General features: G+C 67.3%; 13 protein-coding genes. 7 read left to right on the top strand and 6 right to left on the bottom strand.

Going from position 1 to position 17,917, the window contains the following annotated elements; translation table 11 throughout:
- The first annotated feature begins 970 nt into the window (after positions 1–970).
- The 5 genes from CCS01_RS17655 to CCS01_RS17675 all read left to right on the top strand — a co-directional run bounded on the left by CCS01_RS17655 (position 971) and on the right by CCS01_RS17675 (position 6,610).
- On the top strand, positions 971–1,825 hold the full coding sequence (locus CCS01_RS17655) for a transglycosylase SLT domain-containing protein (protein ID WP_104520094.1): 855 nt from the start codon (positions 971–973) through the stop codon (positions 1,823–1,825).
- A gap of 117 nt (positions 1,826–1,942) precedes the next feature.
- Positions 1,943–2,791 carry a diaminopimelate epimerase gene (gene dapF, locus CCS01_RS17660; RefSeq protein WP_104520095.1) on the top strand — a complete coding sequence of 283 codons (849 nt, stop codon included), beginning with the start codon at positions 1,943–1,945 and terminating at the stop codon, positions 2,789–2,791.
- Positions 2,788–4,026, top strand: a complete 1,239-nt coding sequence (gene mtaB / locus CCS01_RS17665; protein WP_104520096.1) for a tRNA (N(6)-L-threonylcarbamoyladenosine(37)-C(2))-methylthiotransferase MtaB — start codon at positions 2,788–2,790, stop codon at positions 4,024–4,026. The genes dapF and mtaB overlap by 4 nt, the downstream gene beginning before the upstream one ends.
- The gene (ftsY, locus tag CCS01_RS17670) at positions 4,026–4,955 is read left to right on the top strand and encodes a signal recognition particle-docking protein FtsY (RefSeq protein ID WP_104520097.1); all 930 of its coding nucleotides are present in this window, start codon (positions 4,026–4,028) and stop codon (positions 4,953–4,955) included. The genes mtaB and ftsY overlap by 1 nt, the downstream gene beginning before the upstream one ends.
- 200 nt (positions 4,956–5,155) lie before the next feature.
- A complete protein-coding gene (locus CCS01_RS17675) occupies positions 5,156–6,610 on the top strand; it encodes an N-acyl-D-amino-acid deacylase family protein (RefSeq protein ID WP_104520098.1) in 1,455 nt (484 codons plus the stop codon).
- Between the two features lie 437 nt (positions 6,611–7,047).
- Here CCS01_RS17675 and CCS01_RS17680 read toward each other — a convergent pair whose 3' ends face one another.
- Positions 7,048–8,130 carry an amidohydrolase family protein gene (locus CCS01_RS17680; RefSeq protein WP_104520099.1) on the bottom strand — a complete coding sequence of 361 codons (1,083 nt, stop codon included), beginning with the start codon at positions 8,128–8,130 and terminating at the stop codon, positions 7,048–7,050.
- A 107-nt stretch (positions 8,131–8,237) separates the two neighbouring features.
- Positions 8,238–9,374: an SMP-30/gluconolactonase/LRE family protein gene (locus tag CCS01_RS17685; RefSeq protein WP_104520100.1), complete on the bottom strand. Its 1,137-nt coding sequence runs from the start codon at positions 9,372–9,374 to the stop codon at positions 8,238–8,240.
- Between the two features lie 211 nt (positions 9,375–9,585).
- On the opposite strand from CCS01_RS17685, the gene eno reads away from it, so the two are divergent.
- The gene (gene eno / locus CCS01_RS17690; RefSeq protein ID WP_104520101.1) at positions 9,586–10,863 is read left to right on the top strand and encodes a phosphopyruvate hydratase; all 1,278 of its coding nucleotides are present in this window, start codon (positions 9,586–9,588) and stop codon (positions 10,861–10,863) included.
- A gap of 601 nt (positions 10,864–11,464) precedes the next feature.
- Here the strand turns inward: eno and CCS01_RS17695 are convergent.
- The 3 genes from CCS01_RS17695 to CCS01_RS33800 all read right to left on the bottom strand — a co-directional run bounded on the left by CCS01_RS17695 (position 11,465) and on the right by CCS01_RS33800 (position 14,194).
- A complete protein-coding gene (locus CCS01_RS17695; RefSeq protein WP_104520102.1) occupies positions 11,465–13,561 on the bottom strand; it encodes an acetate--CoA ligase family protein in 2,097 nt (698 codons plus the stop codon).
- Between the two features lie 136 nt (positions 13,562–13,697).
- The gene (locus CCS01_RS32960) at positions 13,698–13,898 is read right to left on the bottom strand and encodes a hypothetical protein (protein WP_146101826.1); all 201 of its coding nucleotides are present in this window, start codon (positions 13,896–13,898) and stop codon (positions 13,698–13,700) included.
- A 128-nt stretch (positions 13,899–14,026) separates the two neighbouring features.
- Complete coding sequence (locus CCS01_RS33800; protein WP_158258460.1) at positions 14,027–14,194, bottom strand: hypothetical protein; 168 nt, start codon at positions 14,192–14,194, stop codon at positions 14,027–14,029.
- A 586-nt stretch (positions 14,195–14,780) separates the two neighbouring features.
- On the opposite strand from CCS01_RS33800, the gene CCS01_RS17700 reads away from it, so the two are divergent.
- Complete coding sequence (locus tag CCS01_RS17700; RefSeq protein WP_158258461.1) at positions 14,781–16,469, top strand: GNAT family N-acetyltransferase; 1,689 nt, start codon at positions 14,781–14,783, stop codon at positions 16,467–16,469.
- Between the two features lie 79 nt (positions 16,470–16,548).
- On the opposite strand, the gene CCS01_RS17705 is transcribed toward CCS01_RS17700, so the two are convergent.
- Positions 16,549–17,865, bottom strand: a complete 1,317-nt coding sequence (locus tag CCS01_RS17705; protein WP_158258462.1) for an MFS transporter — start codon at positions 17,863–17,865, stop codon at positions 16,549–16,551.
- Positions 17,866–17,917: the final 52 nt, after the last annotated feature.

Consider the following 17,917-nt stretch of genomic DNA (forward strand, 5'->3'; position numbering starts at 1 on the left):
GGCGGGGGTGATGGGAGGCGTTGGTTTGCTGGTGCGTCCCGGGCGGGGACAGCGTGGTTGATGGGGTATTTCTGTTCGCACAGAGATGGACTGAGGGACGCCGAGGGCCGCAGAGGTCAGGGGGACATTGCGCAGTTCGAGTGCGGATGTCGGTGTCGTGGCGCGGGCGTTTCAACCGTCATGCCGGGCGAAGGCCAGGCATCCACGCCTTGCGGTGCCGCTATCAGTAAATGCGTGGATGGCGGCCCGGAGCCTGTGCCCGGTCTTGTCCCGGGTAGCCGCCATGACGGAACGGGCGGTTCACTGCCGCACGGGGGTCGGACGGCAGCGGTTTGCTGTAGTAATACGGTTCCCGAAAGATTTTGGTCGTTTTTCCGCGACTGTTGGTACGGCTCGTGCTGGCCCGAGGGGTGACGGATCCGCCAATTTTTCCCGGGAACGGTCATGCTCTGGATCGCGGCAGGAGGCGGCCTGAGGGCCCTGAACCTGGCGTCTTGGCGCTTTATCGGTCGAACCAACCTCACCGGCCACCGGTGTTGCACACCCATCACCGCCGGAGCGGCTGCGAGGGTCCTGTCAACGCCAAGACGCCAAGATGCCGGAGCGCCCGTCGCCGTCCGGCCGGTTATATGGTTCCCGGAAACTCTTGGCGGCTTTCCGGCGACTCCTGGTGCGGTCTGCGTTGGCCTGAAGAGTGACGAAACCGACAATCTTTCCCGGAAACCTTATAACTCTCTGGTGACCCGTCCGGACGATCGTGCCGCACGCCCGTCGCCTGTGGCCTCCACCAGCCGGCACCGGCCCATGTCGGCCACGACATGGTGAAAACGCCCACGCCGCGGACCCTCTGCTTCACCACCGATCAAACCGCCTTCCTTCACTGCTTCGTGCACGCAATCGACTGAACCGTGACTGTGCGGCGGCCGCCGTCGCGTGCAAGCTCGTTGCTTGAGGGGAGTCGTTGCTCTGAATGCATACGCGTGTCCTGACCCTTATCCTGGCGCTGCTGGCGCCGGTCGCCGCCGCATATGCCAGGGACAAGGCCGTGCCGCCGGCGGCAATGGCTTGCGCGCCCGAAATCACCGCCGCGGAGCGGGACTTCGCCTTGCCCCCGAAGCTGCTGCATTCCATCGGCATCGTCGAGAGCGGCCGGCCGGACCCCGCCAGCGGGCGTGTGGTGCCCTGGCCGTGGACCATCAACGTACTTGGCGTCGGTCATTTCTTTGCAACAAAGGAAGACGCGATCGAGGCCGTGCGCGTTCTCCAGGCGCTTGGCATCCGCTCCATCGACGTCGGGTGCATGCAGGTCAACCTGATGCACCACCCGAACGCCTTTGCCTCGCTGGACGAAGCCTTCGACCCGCGCAGCAATGCCCGCTACGGCGCCCGCTTCCTCAGCGCCCTGTATCATGAGATTGGCAGCTGGCCGCAGGCGGCGGCGGCCTATCACTCGCGCACGCAGGACGAAGGCGCCAACTACGAGACACGCGTGATGGCGATCTGGCCGCTGGCGAACCGGTTCCCGGACGCCACGCTGCAACTGCGCGCCCACGCCACGGCGCCGGTGGAGAACCTCAGCAACTACACTCCGGCATTCGCCGCCCAGGTCCGGCAGATGCATGCCGATCTCGCCCGCCTTGCTGCCATGTCGGCGCCGGTGGTCCGGAAGCGCGCCCGGCCCGGCCGGCCTGATGCCCGCGGCTACACCGCGGAACTGGCGGCCGAGATGCGGCAGGCGGCCCGGTTACCCGTCCGGCATGCGTCCCCTCTGTCCCAGCCGCGCGGCCGGGTCGGCATCCGGATCGCCAGCCGGGACGACGAATAACCGCCGGGCGACCCGGCCGGCATCCGGGACGACGAATAGCCCCTGGGCGGCCACGCCGGGGCTGGCCGCGCAGCCGCGTGGTAGCGCAACGCCGCCGGGTTCTCTATATCCCCCGGCATGAGCACCGCCTTCGTCAAGATGCATGGCTGCGGCAACGACTTCGTCATCCTTGACGAACGCGCCGGTTCGCGCGCGCTGAGCCCGGAGCAGGCCGCCTTCCTCGCCAACCGCCACACCGGCATCGGCTGCGACCAGGTCATCGCCATCCAGCCTTGTTCGACGGCCGACGCCTTCATGCGGATCTGGAACCCCGACGGGTCGGAGGCCGGCGCCTGCGGCAACGCCACACGCTGCGTCGCCGACATCCTGATGCGTGAGGCCGGCCGCGAGGCCGTCACCATCCGCACCGTCTCCGGCGACCTACATGCCATCCGCGGCGCCGACGGGCTGATCACTGTCGATATGGGACCGCCGCGGCTCGACTGGGCCGACGTTCCGCTGGCCGAACCGATGGACACGCTGCGGCTCGGCCTGCCGGGCGAGCCCGCCGCCGCCAGCATGGGCAACCCGCACGCCACCTTCTTCGTCCCCGACCTCGACGCCGTGCCGATCGGCCGGCTCGGGCCGGAGATGGAGCATCATCCGATCTTCCCGCAGCGCGCCAATATCGGCTTTGCGCACATCATCAACCCGGAGACGATCCGGCTGAAGGTGTGGGAACGCGGCGCCGGGCTGACGCTGGCCTGCGGCTCCGGCGCGTGCGCCACGCTGGTCAACGCGCATCGCCGCGGCCTGGCGCAGCGCCGCGCACAGGTCATCGTCGACGGCGGCACGCTGACCATCGCATGGCGCGACGACGGCCACGTGCTGATGACCGGCCCCGCCGTCACCGCCTTCCACGGCGAGATCGCGTTGCCCAAGGTCCCGCTGGCCAAGGTCCCGCTGGCCAAGGTCCCGGCGGCATGACCGAGATCGTCACCTTCGGCTGCCGCCTGAACACCTATGAGAGCGAGGTCATGCGCGGCCTCGCCGCCGGCCAGGGGGAGCATGCGTCCGATACGGTGATCGTCAACACCTGCGCCGTCACCGCCGAGGCCGAGCGCCAGGCCCGCCAGGCCATCCGCAAGCTTGCCCGCGAACGCCCCGAGTCCCGCATCGTCGTCACCGGCTGCGCCGCGCAGATCGACCCCGCCGCCTGGGCCGCGCTGCCGAACGTGCAGCGCGTACTGGGCAACGACGACAAGCTGAAGCCGGAAAGCTGGGAAGAAGGCGCCGGTTCCGCCGTCTCCGACATCATGGCGGCGACGGAGACGGCGGCGCATCTGGTGACCGAGTTCGCCTCTCGCGCCCGCGCCTTCGTGCAGGTGCAGCAGGGGTGCGACCACCGCTGCACGTTCTGCATCATCCCGTTCGGCCGTGGCCCCAACCGCTCGGTGCCCATCGGCCGGATCGCCGAGCAGGTGCGCACGCTGGTGCGGCAGGGGTTCCAGGAGGTGGTGCTGACCGGGGTCGACATCGCCTCCTACGGGCCGGACCTGCCGGGGCATCCGACGCTCGGGCAGATGATCCGCCGGGTGCTGGCTGCGGTGCCGGACCTGCCGCGGCTGCGGCTGTCCTCGATCGACCCGGCGGCGATCGACGCTGAGCTGTGGCGGCTGTTCGCCGAGGAGCCGCGGCTGATGCCGCATCTGCATTTGTCGCTGCAGGCCGGCAGCGACCTGATCCTGAAGCGCATGCGCCGCCGCCATGGCCGTTCGCAGGCGCTGGACATCATCCGCCTCGCCCGCGAGCTGCGCCCCGGGATCGCCATCGGCGCCGACTTGATCGCGGGATTCCCGACCGAGACGGACGAACTGTTCGAGGAGACGCTGCGCTTCGTGCAGGAAGCCGCGGTGCCCTACCTGCACGTGTTCCCCTACAGCGAACGTCCCGGCACCCCCGCCGCCCGCATGCCCGCCGTGCCGAAGCCCGTGCGCAAGGAACGCGCGGCGCGGCTGCGGGAGGCAGGCCAGGCCGAGGCGCATCGTTTCTTCAACGGCCAGATCGGCCACATCGTTTCGCTGCTGACCGAAGCGGACCAGCTCGGCCACAGCGAGCATTTCGCGCCCGTGCGCCTGGCCCGTCCCGCCGCTCCCGGGCGGCTGATGCGGGCTTTGGTCACCGGGTCAACCGGCGAGCAACTCTTGGCGGAGGCGGCCTGATGGCCCTGGGTTTCTTTTCGAAGCTGAAAGATGGCCTGTCGCGCAGTTCGCAGAAACTGTCCGGCGGCATCAGCGCGGTGTTCACCAGGCGCAAGCTGGATGACGAGGCGCTGGAGGAACTGGAGGATCTGCTGATCTCGGCGGACCTGGGCACCACGTTGTCGAGCCGGATCATCGCCCAGTTCCGCCGCTCGCGCTTCGGCAAGGAGGTCACCGACGCGGAGATCAAGCAGTCGCTGGCCGAGGAGATTTCCGAAACCCTGAAGCCGGTGGCGAAGCCGTTCGTGCTGAACCCGGCGCTGAAGCCGCATGTCGTGCTGGTGGTGGGGGTGAACGGCACCGGCAAGACCACCACCATCGGCAAGATGGCGCAGTGGTTCCACGAGCAGGGCAAGAAGCCGGTGATGGTCGCCGGCGACACCTTCCGCGCGGCGGCGGTGGAGCAGTTGCAGATCTGGGGTCAGCGCACCAACACGCCGGTGGTGGCGGGCGGGAAGAACGCGGACTCCGCCGGGTTGGCGTTCGACGGGCTGACGCAGGCGAAGTCGCTCGGCGCCGACGTGCTGCTGATCGACACCGCCGGGCGGCTGCACAACAAGGCGGCGCTGATGGACGAACTGGCGAAGATGATCCGGGTGCTGCGCAAGCAGGACGAGACGGCGCCGCACTCCGTGCTGCTGGTGCTGGACGCGACCACGGGGCAGAACGCGATCCAGCAGGTGAAGGTGTTCCGCGAGATGGTGGCGGTGACGGGGCTGGTCGTCACCAAGCTGGACGGCAGCGCCCGCGGCGGGATCGTGGTGGCACTGGCCGAGGAGTTCGGCCTGCCGGTGCACGCGGTGGGTGTCGGGGAGCAAGCCGGCGATTTGCGGCCGTTCGATGCGATGGACTACGCGCGCGGGCTGGTGGGGGCCGAGGCGGTTTCGTAGCGTTACGGATCTTGCCGGCGGCGCGGGCCGTTTCCCTCCGGTGCGGGCTGTTCCCCTCCGGTGCGGTCCATTGCCCCTCCGTCATGGCCGGGACAAGCCCGGCCATGACGATGGAGCAATGGACCGCAGCGGCAGTAGCCACAGCCCCGCCGTCCAGCTAGCTTCGCGCCCCGCTCCAACCAGCACGAACGGAGTCCACCATGCCGCTACGCTGCGACCTGATCATCCGCGACGCGACCGTGTTCGACGGCCTCGGCAGCCCACGCGTCCACACCGACGTCGGCGTCAGGGGCGACCGGATCGTCGCCATCGGCGACCTCGGCGCCGCGGAAGCCGGCCGCGAGTTGGACGCCGACGGCCTGGCGCTGGCCCCCGGCTTCATCGACGCCCACACCCACGACGACCGCGCCGTGCTGTGCGGGCCGGACTGCATGCTGTGTAAGATGTCGCAGGGCGTCACCACCGTCGTCGTCGGCAACTGCGGCGTTTCCCTGTCGCCGGTGCGGATGACCTCGCGCCCGCCGCCGCCGCTCGACCTGATCGGCGACGCGACTTGGTACGCCTTCGACCGCTTCGGCGAATACGCCGATCGGCTTGTCCGCGACCCGCCGCCGGTCAATGCCTACGCGCTGATCGGCCACATGTCGCTGCGAATCGAGGCGATGAACGGCGACACCCAGCGCGCCGCGACGGAACGCGAGGCGGCGCGCATGCAGGCCCGCCTGCGCCAGGCGCTGGCCGAGGGCGCATCCGGCTTCTCCACCGGCCTGTACTATCCGCCCAACATGATGGCGCCGACCGACGAGGTGATCGCCGTCGCCGAGGCGCTGCGCGGTGTCGGCGGGATGTATGTCACGCACATGCGCGACGAGGCCGGCGACGTGCTGCTGTCGATCGAGGAAACCCTGAAGATCGGCCGCGCCGTCGACGTGCCGGTGGTGATCAGCCACCACAAGTGCACAATGCCGGAGAATTTCGGCCGCAGCGCCGAGACCCTGCCGATGATCGACAAGGCCGCCGCCGGGCAGAAGGTCGATTTCGACGTCTATCCCTACGCCGCCGGCTCCACCGTGCTGATGCCGAACCGGCTGCGCGACGACGTGCCGGTGCGGATCACCTGGTCGGTGCCGCACCCGGAACTCGCCGGCCGCATGCTGGCGGACATCGCCCGGGAGTGGCAGCTCGAGCCACGCCAGGCCGCCGAACGCCTGCTGCCGGCCGGGGCAATCTACTACCAGATGGACGAGTCCGACGTGCAGCGCATCATGGCCCACCGCCTGGCGATGATCGGCAGCGACGGATTGCCGCATGACGCCTACCCGCATCCCCGCTTGTGGGGCACGTTTCCGCGCGTGCTCGGCCATTACGCCCGCGACCTGAATCTGTTCAGCCTGGAGGAGGCGGTGCGCAAGATGACCGGCCACACTGCTTCGGTGTTCGGCATGGTGGACCGCGGCGTGATCCGCGAGGGCGCCTATGCCGACATGGTGCTGTTCGATCCGGACACGGTGTGCGACGCCGCCACCTACGAGGCGCCGACGCGGCCAGCCATCGGCATCCTGGAGACCTGGGTCAACGGCCAGTCCGCCTACGTCGCCGGCGAGGGCGCGACCGCGGCACGCGCCGGGCGGCTGGTGACGCGCAACCAGCCCTGAGGGCGGTGGGTTTACGGAACGGGTGCATACGCGCGGGACGGTGCTGCCATACTGTCTGCCGTTCCCTCTCCGTCATGGCCGGGCGTGTCCCGGCCATCCGCCCCGCGGCCGTTGAAGCGCAGATGGCCGGGACACGCCCTACGCAATGCACACATCCTGGAAAAGAGTCGGAAATGACCGTAAAATCAAGTACTTGCCTGGGCGCCAAGAGCGTTCCCCCATCGTCATGGCCCGGCTTGTCCGGGCCACCTGTCGCGGCACAAGTGCTGGAATAGGTGGCCCGGACAAGCCGGGCCATGACGAAAGGGAAACGCCGCGGCGGACCGTTTCCGAGATGTGTGCATCCTGTAGGGACACGCCCGGCCATGACGGAGAGGGAATTGTCCTTTTCAGCGCGCAGAAGGGGCCGTCACCAGTAACGGGAAAGAATCGATATCTCAGCACTCCAGCCGATAGACCCGCCGCGCCGTCCCGGCGAAAATCGCTGCCTTCTCATCGGCCGAGCATCCCGACGCCAGCCGCTTCAGCGCATTGAACAGCGTGGCAAAGCCGATTCCCATTTTCTCCACCGGGAAGTTGCTTTCCGCCATGCACCGCCCGGCGCCGAACAATTCGATGCAGGTTTCCACATAAGGCCGCCAATGCGCGGCAAGCTGCGCGGATGACGGCGGCGCGTCGATCCCCATGTAGTCGTAGGCCGCCAGCCGCATCATCATCCCGCCCAGCTTCATCGTCACGTTCGGGCACCTCGCCAGGTCCGTCACCGACCGCTTCCAGTCGGCGAACACCTCGTCCCGCTTGCCGGCATACCGCCCATAGCCCAGAGGCCCGCCGCAATGCCCGACGATGATGTTGGTCCCCGGGAACGCCCGGGCGAGGCCGGTGATCTCCGGAATCTGCGGATGGAATCCCCACGCATCCAGTGACAGCCCCAGCGCCGACAGCCGCGCCAGCCCGGCGCGGAAATCCGGCCGCAGATAAAGCCCCGGCTGCATGTCCGGCGCGCTGTTGCCGATGACCGGGTCCGCATCGTACCCCGCCGAGTGCCGCACGCCGCGAAATCGGCCGCCGCCGGCGCGGATATGCGCCTCCAGCACCGGCGTCACCCAGTCGCCCGCCGTCAGATCGGCGAAGCCGACGATCCCGGCAGCGACGCGGGTCGTGCCGTAGCCGCCGCTGTCGCTCATGGCGGCGATGCCGGCGACGAACTCGGTCTCGCCCACCGGGCGCATCGGCGCCGGACCCGAGGCGCGATACATCGAGTGGCACTGCAGGAACACGCTGCCGATGACGTTGTGGCCGGTGGCGCAATCGGCCAGGTACTCGTGCAGCAGGTAGCGCAGCGACGGCACCTCCCACGATTCGCCCTGCGCGCCGCCGGTGCGGTGCCAGAAATGATGATGCGTATCGATGATCGGCAGGTCGGGCTCGAGGATCGGCTCGGGCGGCGCCTTGGCCAGCCAGTCCTCGCGCGGCGGGAAGATCCGGCCGAAGGCAGTCTTGCTGTGCGTGGCGCTCATCGGCGCTTCCTCCGTGTTATTGGCTGCGGGGGGCGATTTCCGCACGAAGGCAGCGTGTGCTCAAGCCACGCGGCCGCAACCGGTGGCCTGAGCACGGCAGGCGTGGCCTATTTCGCCGCGGCCATGCGCTTGCCGCCCGGGCCGATCAGGCCGGGGTAGGGGGCCTTGAAGCGGTAGATGGTGCCGGTGACCGCACCCTCCATGTAGATGTACTGGTTGTTCTCGCCGCCGAAGGCGAAGTTGGTCGCCGCGGTGTCACCGTTCGGCAGTGGCACGAAGCCCAGGATGATGCCGTGCGGATCATACTCCATGACGCCGCCGATGCCGCAGGCCGCCCACAGGTTGCCATGCGTATCATAGTGGATGCCGTCCGGGCCGCCGTTGCCGGGATTGTAGCTGCCGGCGGTGGCGAAGAAGAAGGTCTGGTGGCTCGGGTCCTTGGCGCACATCGCGCAGGCCGGCCTCGGGCCGGTCAGGAACGAGTAGTACAGCATCCGGTTGGACGCATAGTCGGCGACCGCCATGCTGTTGTCGTCGGGCGAGACGGCGATCCCGTTCGGGAAGCTGCCGGTGGTGATCAGGCGCCGCAGCACGCCGTCCTTCGAATACTGGTACACTGCGCCCATCTTGTCAGCCATGTCCGGTCCCGGGCCGGTGCCCCACGGATCGGTGAAGTACAGATTGCCCTCGGCGTCGAAATCGAGGTCGTTCGGCCCCTTGAACAACTGGTTGCGGAACGTGTTGACCACCGTGCTGAGTTTCTTGCTCTGCGGATCCCAGACCATGATCCCTTCATGCCGCGTGGTCAGGTACAGCTTGCCATCATGCCAGCGCGTGCCCTGCGGCTCGCAGCCGATGTTGTACTCGGACGGCGGGTTGCAGTTGAATGCCGGCACCAGCTTGGCATCGGGAGTCAAATAGGAAACCCAGCCGGTATCGATCGCGACGAACCAGAAGTTGCCGGAATCGTCGAACGCGCCGCCCTCCAGGAACTTGCCTTGCGGCTTGTCGTGGATATCGGCGAACAGCGACACCGGCCCGACGCCGGGCGGCGGCGGCGGCAATCCCCAGGGATGACCGAACTCGTGCTGCGGCAGCCCATGTCCCGATTGTCCCTGTGCCGACTGCATATGTTCAGATTGTCCTTGCCCCTGCTGCTGGGCGAACGCGCCGCTGCCCAGGCCGAAAATCCCGGCCAGGGCCAGGGAAAATATACAGGCGATCTGTTTTTTGCTGATTGTCACGTCGATTCCTTCCCCTTATCGCGCCAGTGTGATGTTGCCGAGACGTTTCCTGGCGCTCATGCCGACGTGGGCGTTCGCGGCGGGTCTCGCATTCGCGTATTCGTGCTTCCCGCCGAGTTGACCGGCCGCGCCGGCCGCGCTGACGCCGGGCTGGCAACATCACGAACAAGGTGATAGGCAGCGCCGCCACTCAACCGACCGGAGGCACCCTATGGCCGCGATCGCCGACATTACCGCCCGTCAGATCCTCGACAGCCGAGGCAACCCGACCATTGAGGTCGAAGTCATGCTGGAATCAGGCGCGATCGGCCGGGCCGCGGTGCCCTCCGGCGCCTCGACCGGCGCGCATGAGGCGGTGGAGCTGCGCGACGGCGACGCCGCCCGCTTCGGCGGCAAGGGCGTGCTGAAGGCCGTTGCCAATGTCGAGGGCGAGATCCTGGACGCCATCAGCGGCATGGAGGCGACCGACCAGGTGGTGATCGACAACGCCCTGATCGACCTGGACGGCACGCCGAACAAGGCGCGGCTGGGCGCGAACGCGATCCTGGGCGTGTCGCTGGCGGTGGCGAAAGCCGCGGCCGAGGATGTCGGCCTGCCGCTGTACCGCTATGTCGGCGGCGCCTATGCGCGCACCCTGCCGGTGCCGATGATGAACATCGTCAACGGCGGCAAGCATGCCGACAACCCTATCGACCTGCAGGAATTCATGATCCAGCCGATTTCCGCGCCGACGGTGGCGGATGCGGTGCGGATGGGCTCGGAAGTGTTCCAGGCGCTGAAGAAGGGCCTGCACGATGCCGGCCACAACACCAACGTGGGTGACGAAGGCGGCTTCGCCCCGAACCTGAAGTCGGCTGACGAGGCACTTGGCTTCATTGCGAAGGCGGTCGAGAAGGCCGGCTACCGCGTGGGCGAGGACATCACCTTCGCGCTGGATCCCGCCTCCACCGAGTTCTTCAAGGACGGCAAGTACCACCTGGAGGGCGAGGGCAAGGTGCTGGACGGCGAGGCGATCATTCGTTATTATTCCGATCTCGTTTCGCGCTACCCGATCGTGTCGATCGAGGACGGCTGCGCCGAGGACGACTGGGACACCTGGAAGCTGATGACCGAGACGCTGGGCAACAAGATCCAGATCGTCGGCGACGACCTGTTCGTGACGAACCCCGAGCGCCTGCGCCGCGGCATCCAGCTTGGCTCGGCCAACGCCATCCTGATCAAGGTCAACCAGATCGGCACGCTGTCCGAGACGCTGGAAGCGGTGGAACTGGCGCAGCGCGCCGGCTGGAAGGCGGTGATGAGCCACCGGTCGGGTGAAACCGAGGATGCAACGATCGCCGATCTGGCGGTGGCGACGAACTGCGGGCAGATCAAGACGGGGAGTTTGGCGCGCAGCGACCGGATCGCGAAGTACAACCAGCTGATCCGCATCGAGCAGGGGCTTGGGGACGCCGCGCGGTACGCGGGACGCACGGTCCTGCGGGGATAGGGGCGTCGTTGCTGCGGCGCCGACGCCTGGTCGGCGCCGTTGCTCCATCGCCATGGTTGGGCTGTCCCCATAGGCGCTACAGCAGACCGCAGGTCGGTTGGGACACTGAGGCCCCCTGTCCTCATCGTCATGGCCCGGCTTGTCCGGGCCACCTGTTCCAGCACATGTGCCGCGATAGGTGGCCCGGACGAGNCTCGGAAACGGTCCGCCGCGGCGTTTCCCTTTCGTCATGGCCCGGCTTGTCCGGGCCACCTATTCCAGCACGTGTGCCGCGACAGGTGGCCCGGACAAGCCGGGCCATGACGATGGGGGAACGCTCTCGGCGCCCAGGCAAGCACTTGATTTTACAGTCATTTCCGACTCGTTTCAGAGATCTGTGCATCCCGTAGGGACACGCCCGGCCATGACGATGAGGGAGCGCCGTCGCCCTGTCTCAATCGACCTGCGGCCTGCTGTAAAATGGCCGGACGGGCGGCACAGGCGTTGCTATACCGTCATGGTAGGCGCAGACCCACCATCCACGCCTTCGCCTGTATCAGCACCGCAAGGCGTGGATGGCGGCCCTTCGGCCGCCATGACGGGGCGGTGACGGGCTGGCCCGTTACCGTCCCGTCACCTCGATCACCGCATCCGCCGCGAATACCCCCTCGCCCTCCGGCATCGCGAACACCGGGTTCAGGTCGATCGACTGCAGCCGATCCCCCGCCGCTACGGCGAACGCCGACAGCCGCGACAGCATCTCGGCCAGCGCCTTCACATCCGCCTTCGGCCGTCCGCGCGCGCCCAACAGCAGCGGCGCGCCCTTGATCGAGCGGATCATCGTTTCGGCGACGTCCGGCCCGAACGGGCAACGATGGAACACGACGTCCTTCATCACCTCGACGAAAATCCCGCCCAGTCCGAACATCGCCATCGGCCCGAACACGGGGTCGCGATTGATGCCCAGGATGCACTCCACGCCGCCCTTCAGTTGTTTCGCCACCAGCACGCCCTCGATCCGGGCTTCGGGCACCGCCGCCTTCGCCCGTTGCAGTAGCAGGTCGAAGCCCGCGCGGACGGCGCCGGCATCGCCGACATCCAGCAGCACGCCGCCGATTTCCGACTTGTGGACGATGTCCGGCGACAGGATCTTCAGCACCACCGGGAAGCCGAACCGTTCCGCCGCCGCGACGGCCTTCCCGGCGGTGGCGCAGGCGGCTTCGGGGGCCGAAGTGATTCCCGCTGCCGCCAGCAACCGTTTCGCCTCGGCTTCCGTCGGCGCCGTCCCCGGCAGTGTCACTTGCGCAACGATTGGCGCTGCGGCCGGGGCAGGGGCGGCGAAGGCGGCGCCGAAGCGGCCCATCGCGTCGATCGCCACCACGGCGCGCGTCGGATCCTCGTGCACCACCCAGCCGTCTGCCTCCAGTTCGTTACGTCCTTCCGGTGGCACAATGACCGAAAGAACGTAGAGCCGATCGGGATATTCCGCGCGAACCAGGTTGAGCTGCTCGCGGATGGCGGGCCAGCGGCGGGCCGAGGCGGTCATGCTGAAGAAGCCCAGCACCGATGCGTAGCCGCCGTCGCGCACCATCGACTCCATGAACGTCTTCACCAGCGTCACGTCGTTCGACACCTGCGCGGTCGCGTCCACCGGGTTACGCGGGCCGCAGAACGGCACCAGCTCCCGCAGCCGCGCCTGGGCGTCCGGCGGCATCTCCGGCATCGGCAGGCCGAGGTGCTCGGCGACGTCGCTGATCAGCACGCCGGCGCCGCCCGAGACGGTGATCACGCCGAGCGTGTTCCGCACCGGATAGATCTTCCGTGTCGCGGTATGGGCGATGTCCAGCATCTCCTCGCTGTTGCGCGCGCGGAACACACCGAACTCCTGCATCACCGCCTCGGTCACGGCGTCGTCGCCGGCGATCGAGGCGGTGTGCGACTTCGCCGCCTTGCCGCCCAGTTCGCTGTGGCCGACCTTCTGCATCACAATTGGCTTTTTCGCCGCCCGTGCGGCTTGCAGCGCGGCGACCAGGCCGGGCGCCTCGCGGATGCCCTCGGCGTACACGGCGATGACGTCGACCTCGGGATTCTCTGCCAGCCAGCCGATGCATTCGCCGACGGTGACGTCGCCTTCATTGCCGGTCATGACGCACAGCGAGGCGCCGATGCCCCGGTTGCGCGCCAGGGTATAAAGGTGCGTGCCGTAGGCGCCGGACTGGCTGGCGATGCCGATGCGTCCCGGCACCGGCCAGCCGCTGTCGAACGAGGACGAGAACGTTGCATAGTACGATCGCCGCGCGTCGAACACGCCCAGGCAGTTCGGGCCGAGGATGCGCATGCCGTGGGCGCGGGCGACGGCGATCAGCCTGTCCTGCGCCGCGGCGCCGGCGTCGTCCATTTCGGCGAAGCCGGCGGTGAACATCACCACGGCCTTGACGCCGCGCTTGCCCAGGTCCTCGATCGCCGCCGGAACGAGTTCTGCCGGTACCGCAACGATCGCGACGTCCGGCGGCTCCGGCAGATCGGCGACCGAGGGATAGGCCTTCAGCCCCTGGATTTCCGCCCGGTTGGGATTGACCGGATACAGTGCCCCCGGAAAATTCTGTGCGCGCATATAGGCAATTGGCCGGCCGCCGATGCGCGTTGGATCGGAGGAGGCGCCGAGCACGGCGACCGAACGGGGGGCAAGCAGCGGGGTCAATCCGGCGAAGCGTGACATGATCCTGGACGGTTCCTCGTTTCCTGACTTTGGTAGTCGGGTATCGAGGGGCGATCCTGGACCGGGGCGGCGCATACCGCAACCGCGGCGCCATCAGCCGGATGCGGGCGGCGAGGCGGCGCCGCCCGCACACCGGTTACCAGCCGCCGAACCAGACGCCGATGCCGTGGACGATGCCGACGGGGAAGAAGGCGGCGCTGGCAATCAGCAACGGCCGCGCGCCATGGGTGGCGCAGAACACGATCGAGGTCAGCCAAGCCGAATAGCAAACGGCCACGCCCAGCAGAAATGTCAGCGCGGTCTGCAGGTCCATGGCGCCAAAGCGAGTCCTCCGCATAATCCGGGCTCCTGCTGTCAGGGGATTGCGTGATGAAGCTAATGCGTGGAGCGGCGGACTTCCATCCCGGCGGACCTGACAATTGGTTTCACCGCGCAGAGTTGCACAGGCATAAGCCGGAATAATCATCATTCAGTGATATGCGTCGGATGGTCGGCCGGCTCTGCAGGCGGGCGGCAAAAGCACGTTTTGCGGACGATCAGCGTCGCGCCAGGGAAGGCGTGGCCGTTCGGGAGAATAAAATATTGGCGATAGAAAGTTATGGTAAGCGCCTTGCGGGTGGTGAGGTGCATCAAGTGTCATTTCCCCGTCATAGCCTCGCCGCACAGGAAAAGAGGCATCCGAACGCGTGTCGATGCTGTCGCTTCACAGCATCTGTTGCAGTTTTTGTTGTGCATCACGGGGATTTGCCGTTTCAACGGAACTAATATCGACCTAACAATCGTACCGAGATTGAGGGCTCCCACTGTTAAGTCATGAAGCATCACCATTTCGTTAACGGCGGCAGATGCGCGGGTGTTATAGATTTCGCCTATCCACATGCCGTGGCGTTGCGCGTCGGCAAATATCTTCTTGCTATGCCGGGCCGACGTGTCCGAGGCAGTACGGCCAATATTACGAGATGTTGATGCGACGTTACGAAACCGGCGCGAACCAGCAGGCGCGTGGGGCGGAGAGAGGGGCATGAGACGCGGCCATCCGTTCCGGATCGGAGATTGGGTCGAAGTCAAATCCGCCTCGCGCGTGCTGGCAACACTCGATCGCCATGCTTCCCTGGACGGCCTGCTCTTCATGCCCGAGATGGTGCGGTACTGCGGACAGCGGTTGCGGGTCGCCGCCCAGATTCAACTGAAGCGTCGCCGGGGGCAGGGTCCTTGCTGCATGAGCGACACCGTCAACCTGGAAACCCGCTGTGATGGCAGCGGGCACAACGGGTGTAGCGACGGCTGTCTGATGCTCTGGAAAGCCGCCTGGCTGACCCCGGCCGATGGTCCCGCGGCTGACGCGGCGACAGCCAATGCCGAGCGCCTCGCGGAAGCTGCCGCTCTGTCCGCGCAGCATGCAGCCGCGGCCGGCACCCGTTGCCAGTTCCCCAGGTCCGGATCGGCCGCCGGGATGGTGCCGCGCATGGCGACGCCGCGCCATCTGGTGGACGCTGCGAGCCGCCAAGGTTTGCTGCCGAAATTCCTGCGCCAGGCCCTGGACAATCGCCCGAACCGTCTTCCGGCGGCGTGCGCCGGCACCAGCGGCGAGGAACGGAATGATCCGGATGGCGTCGAAAGCGCCGCGCGCCGGAAGGCTACGGCGGGACGATTCGCCATCGCGGTCCGCTCCGACCCGGCAGCCGTGATGGCGGACTGGGAGGCACTGGAACCGCAGGCGACCGCGTTCCAGACGCGCGCCTGGCTGCTTCCCCTGTATCGGATCGTGGCGCCGAAATTTGGCGCCATACCGCTGTTCGTCACGGTCCGCGACCGGGACTCCAACCGCCCGCTGATGCTGCTGCCGCTTTGCATCAGGCGGCGGTGGGGGCTCGTCGTGATCGAGTTCCCCGATTTCGGCGTCACCGACTACAACGCGCCGCTTCTGTCGGCCGGGATCGACCTGGATGCCGCGCAGACCCACGAACTCTGGGGCGAGATCTGCGCGCGCCTGCCGCCCGCGGACATGGTGCTGTTCGACAAGGTACCTGGAACGGTATTCGGGCGCAACGTACCGCTTACGAAACTAAAGGGGGTGAGGATCCAGGATCAGCGGGCCTGGGCGCTTTCCCTGCCAAAGACCCGCGAGGAGTACGACCGGACGATCCTCCGGTCCAAGGACAGGAAGGAACAGCGCCGGAAGCGGCGCAACCTCATTGACTCCGTCGGCGCGCTGACGTTTGTCGATGCGGCGAATGAACGCGAGGGACGTGAGATATTCCAGGCCTTCCGGCAGCAGCGGCGCGTCCGCTTCAAGGAAACCGGGTACCACGACATCCTGAACGAACCGGTGTTCCTCGCCTTCTGGGAGACGGTGATCTTCGAACCATGGGGCCGGTTCGCGTCGCTGTGCGCACTCAAGGCGGGGGACAGGATCGTCGCCACGCTGCTTGGGTTGCGGCACAACGATAGCTATCTTTTCCTGGCGCAATGCTTCGAATGTATCGCGGAAGGCCTGTCTCCCGGGATCGTCGCGATGGACGAGATGGTCACGCACTTGATCGAATCCGGAACGAAAGTGTTTGATTTCACGCTCGGCAATGAAGGCTACAAGCGCCAGTTCGGCGTCGAGGCGTTGCTGCTGCACGAAGGCATCTGGCCGCTGTCACCGCGGGGCTGGCTGTTTCTCCAGGCCGTGAACGCGAAACGGCACCTGAAGGCGGCGGTGTATCCGCGCATAGCAGCATACTGGAGCCAGGCACGGAACCGGCTGAAAATGCTCGCGACCCGCGCCTGGCGCCTGATCCGCCGGGGCCATTCCGGCGACGGCTGCGGCAAGCAGGGCGGCCCGGCGGCGGAACCCTGCGGGAACGACGGCGCCGGGAAAGCCCGGCGGCAAGCGGACCGCGTCCCCGACGTCGTCGCCTGATCACACCCTGTGGCGCAGCCAGCACGGGTGGCCTGGGGAGCCACCGGCGTCATCGCTCGCCGGCGGACCCGCGGCCGGATCAGTCCGCCGAGGCCAGCCCGCCAGCCAGTGCTTGTTTCGGGATCGGCTCGCCGGTGATGCCGATGACGTAGGCGCCGGCCGAGGCAAGGCCGATCGCACCGGCGACCAGCAGGGCCGGGGTGAACGAGCCGGTGGCCTGCACCACGAAGCCGGTCACCATCGGCGCCAGGGCGCCGCCGATGAAGCCGCCGAAATCCATGATCGCCCCCAGCGACGCCGCATAGCCCGGCGGCGCGCAGGCGTTGGCCAGCGACCATGACGTGCCCGACGAACTGAAGCCGAAGAACACCGCCACCGAGATCGAGGCAACGGCGATGAAGTTGCTGGCGGTTTCCGCCGCAACCAAGGTGGCGAGCGACATCACCACCAGACCGATCACCGTCAGCATCTTGCGGCTGGCGATCGCGGTCATCCCCCGCCGGGTCAGCCGATCGGCCAGGTAGCCGCCGGCGATGCTGCCGACAAGGCCGAACAGGAACGGCACCGAGGCGACGAAGCCGGTCTTCGGGATGCTCATGTGGCGCTGGATTTCCAGGTATCCCGGCAGCCAGGCGATGAACAGCCAGCCGATATAGACGTTGCCAAAGAAACCAAGAATCAGCCCCCAGGTGGCGCGGAAGCCGAACAGCCGGCCCCAGGAGGAGAGCTGGACCGGATGCTCCTCGGGCGCCGTGCCGCCGTCGTAGAGGTAGGCGCGGTCGGTCTCGTCCAGCGTCGCGGGGTCGAGGTCGCGGTAGACCGCGTACCAGACCACGGCGAGGATGAAGCCGACGATCCCCATCAGCACGAACATCCAGCGCCAGCCGGCGACCAGCATGATGGGCGTGAGCAGGGCAGGGGCAATGGCGGTGCCAAGCGACGGGGCGCCGTTCCAGATGCCGACGCCCAGCGCCTGGTCGCCTTCGTGGTACCAGTCCTTCACCACCCGCGCCGCGGTCGGGAACATCGGCGCCTCGCCGGCGCCCAGCACGGCGCGGGCGACGATGAACTGGCCATAGCTGGCGATGAATCCAGCCGCGGCCTGGGCGAGCGACCAGACGATCAACGAGGCGGTCAGCACCCGCCGCGGCTTGCCGTGGTCGACCAGGGCGCCGGCAAACAGCAGGGTGAAGGCATAGGGCCAGAGGAACGCCGACAGCAGCACGCCCATTTCGGCGACTGATATGCCAAGTTCATCGCGGATCAGCGGATTCGCGACCGACAGCGTGCCGCGATCCATGTAGTTGACGACGGAAATGATAAATATAAGTAACAAGCCGGTGCTCTGCATCGACTTGATGCGTTGCGTACGGGCTGGGCGCGTGACGCTTGTCATGACAATCTCCCTGGGCATTCAATTATTTTGTTATTGTTAATGTAACGATACG

Origin of the sequence: Rhodopila globiformis (assembly GCF_002937115.1) — a bacterium.
Taxonomy (GTDB): domain Bacteria; phylum Pseudomonadota; class Alphaproteobacteria; order Acetobacterales; family Acetobacteraceae; genus Rhodopila; species Rhodopila globiformis.

Excerpts from the sequence above, each read along its gene's own strand:
- CCS01_RS17655 (WP_104520094.1), top strand. The coding sequence starts at position 971 with ATGCATACGCGTGTCCTGACCCTTATCCTGGCGCTGCTGGCGCCGGTC.
- dapF (WP_104520095.1), top strand. The coding sequence starts at position 1,943 with ATGAGCACCGCCTTCGTCAAGATGCATGGCTGCGGCAACGACTTCGTC.
- mtaB (WP_104520096.1), top strand. The coding sequence starts at position 2,788 with ATGACCGAGATCGTCACCTTCGGCTGCCGCCTGAACACCTATGAGAGC.
- ftsY (WP_104520097.1), top strand. The coding sequence starts at position 4,026 with ATGGCCCTGGGTTTCTTTTCGAAGCTGAAAGATGGCCTGTCGCGCAGT.
- CCS01_RS17675 (WP_104520098.1), top strand. The coding sequence starts at position 5,156 with ATGCCGCTACGCTGCGACCTGATCATCCGCGACGCGACCGTGTTCGAC.
- CCS01_RS17680 (WP_104520099.1), bottom strand. The coding sequence starts at position 8,130 with ATGAGCGCCACGCACAGCAAGACTGCCTTCGGCCGGATCTTCCCGCCG.
- eno (WP_104520101.1), top strand. The coding sequence starts at position 9,586 with ATGGCCGCGATCGCCGACATTACCGCCCGTCAGATCCTCGACAGCCGA.
- CCS01_RS17695 (WP_104520102.1), bottom strand. The coding sequence starts at position 13,561 with ATGTCACGCTTCGCCGGATTGACCCCGCTGCTTGCCCCCCGTTCGGTC.
- CCS01_RS32960 (WP_146101826.1), bottom strand. The coding sequence starts at position 13,898 with ATGCGGAGGACTCGCTTTGGCGCCATGGACCTGCAGACCGCGCTGACA.
- CCS01_RS17700 (WP_158258461.1), top strand. The coding sequence starts at position 14,781 with ATGAGCGACACCGTCAACCTGGAAACCCGCTGTGATGGCAGCGGGCAC.
- CCS01_RS17705 (WP_158258462.1), bottom strand. The coding sequence starts at position 17,865 with ATGACAAGCGTCACGCGCCCAGCCCGTACGCAACGCATCAAGTCGATG.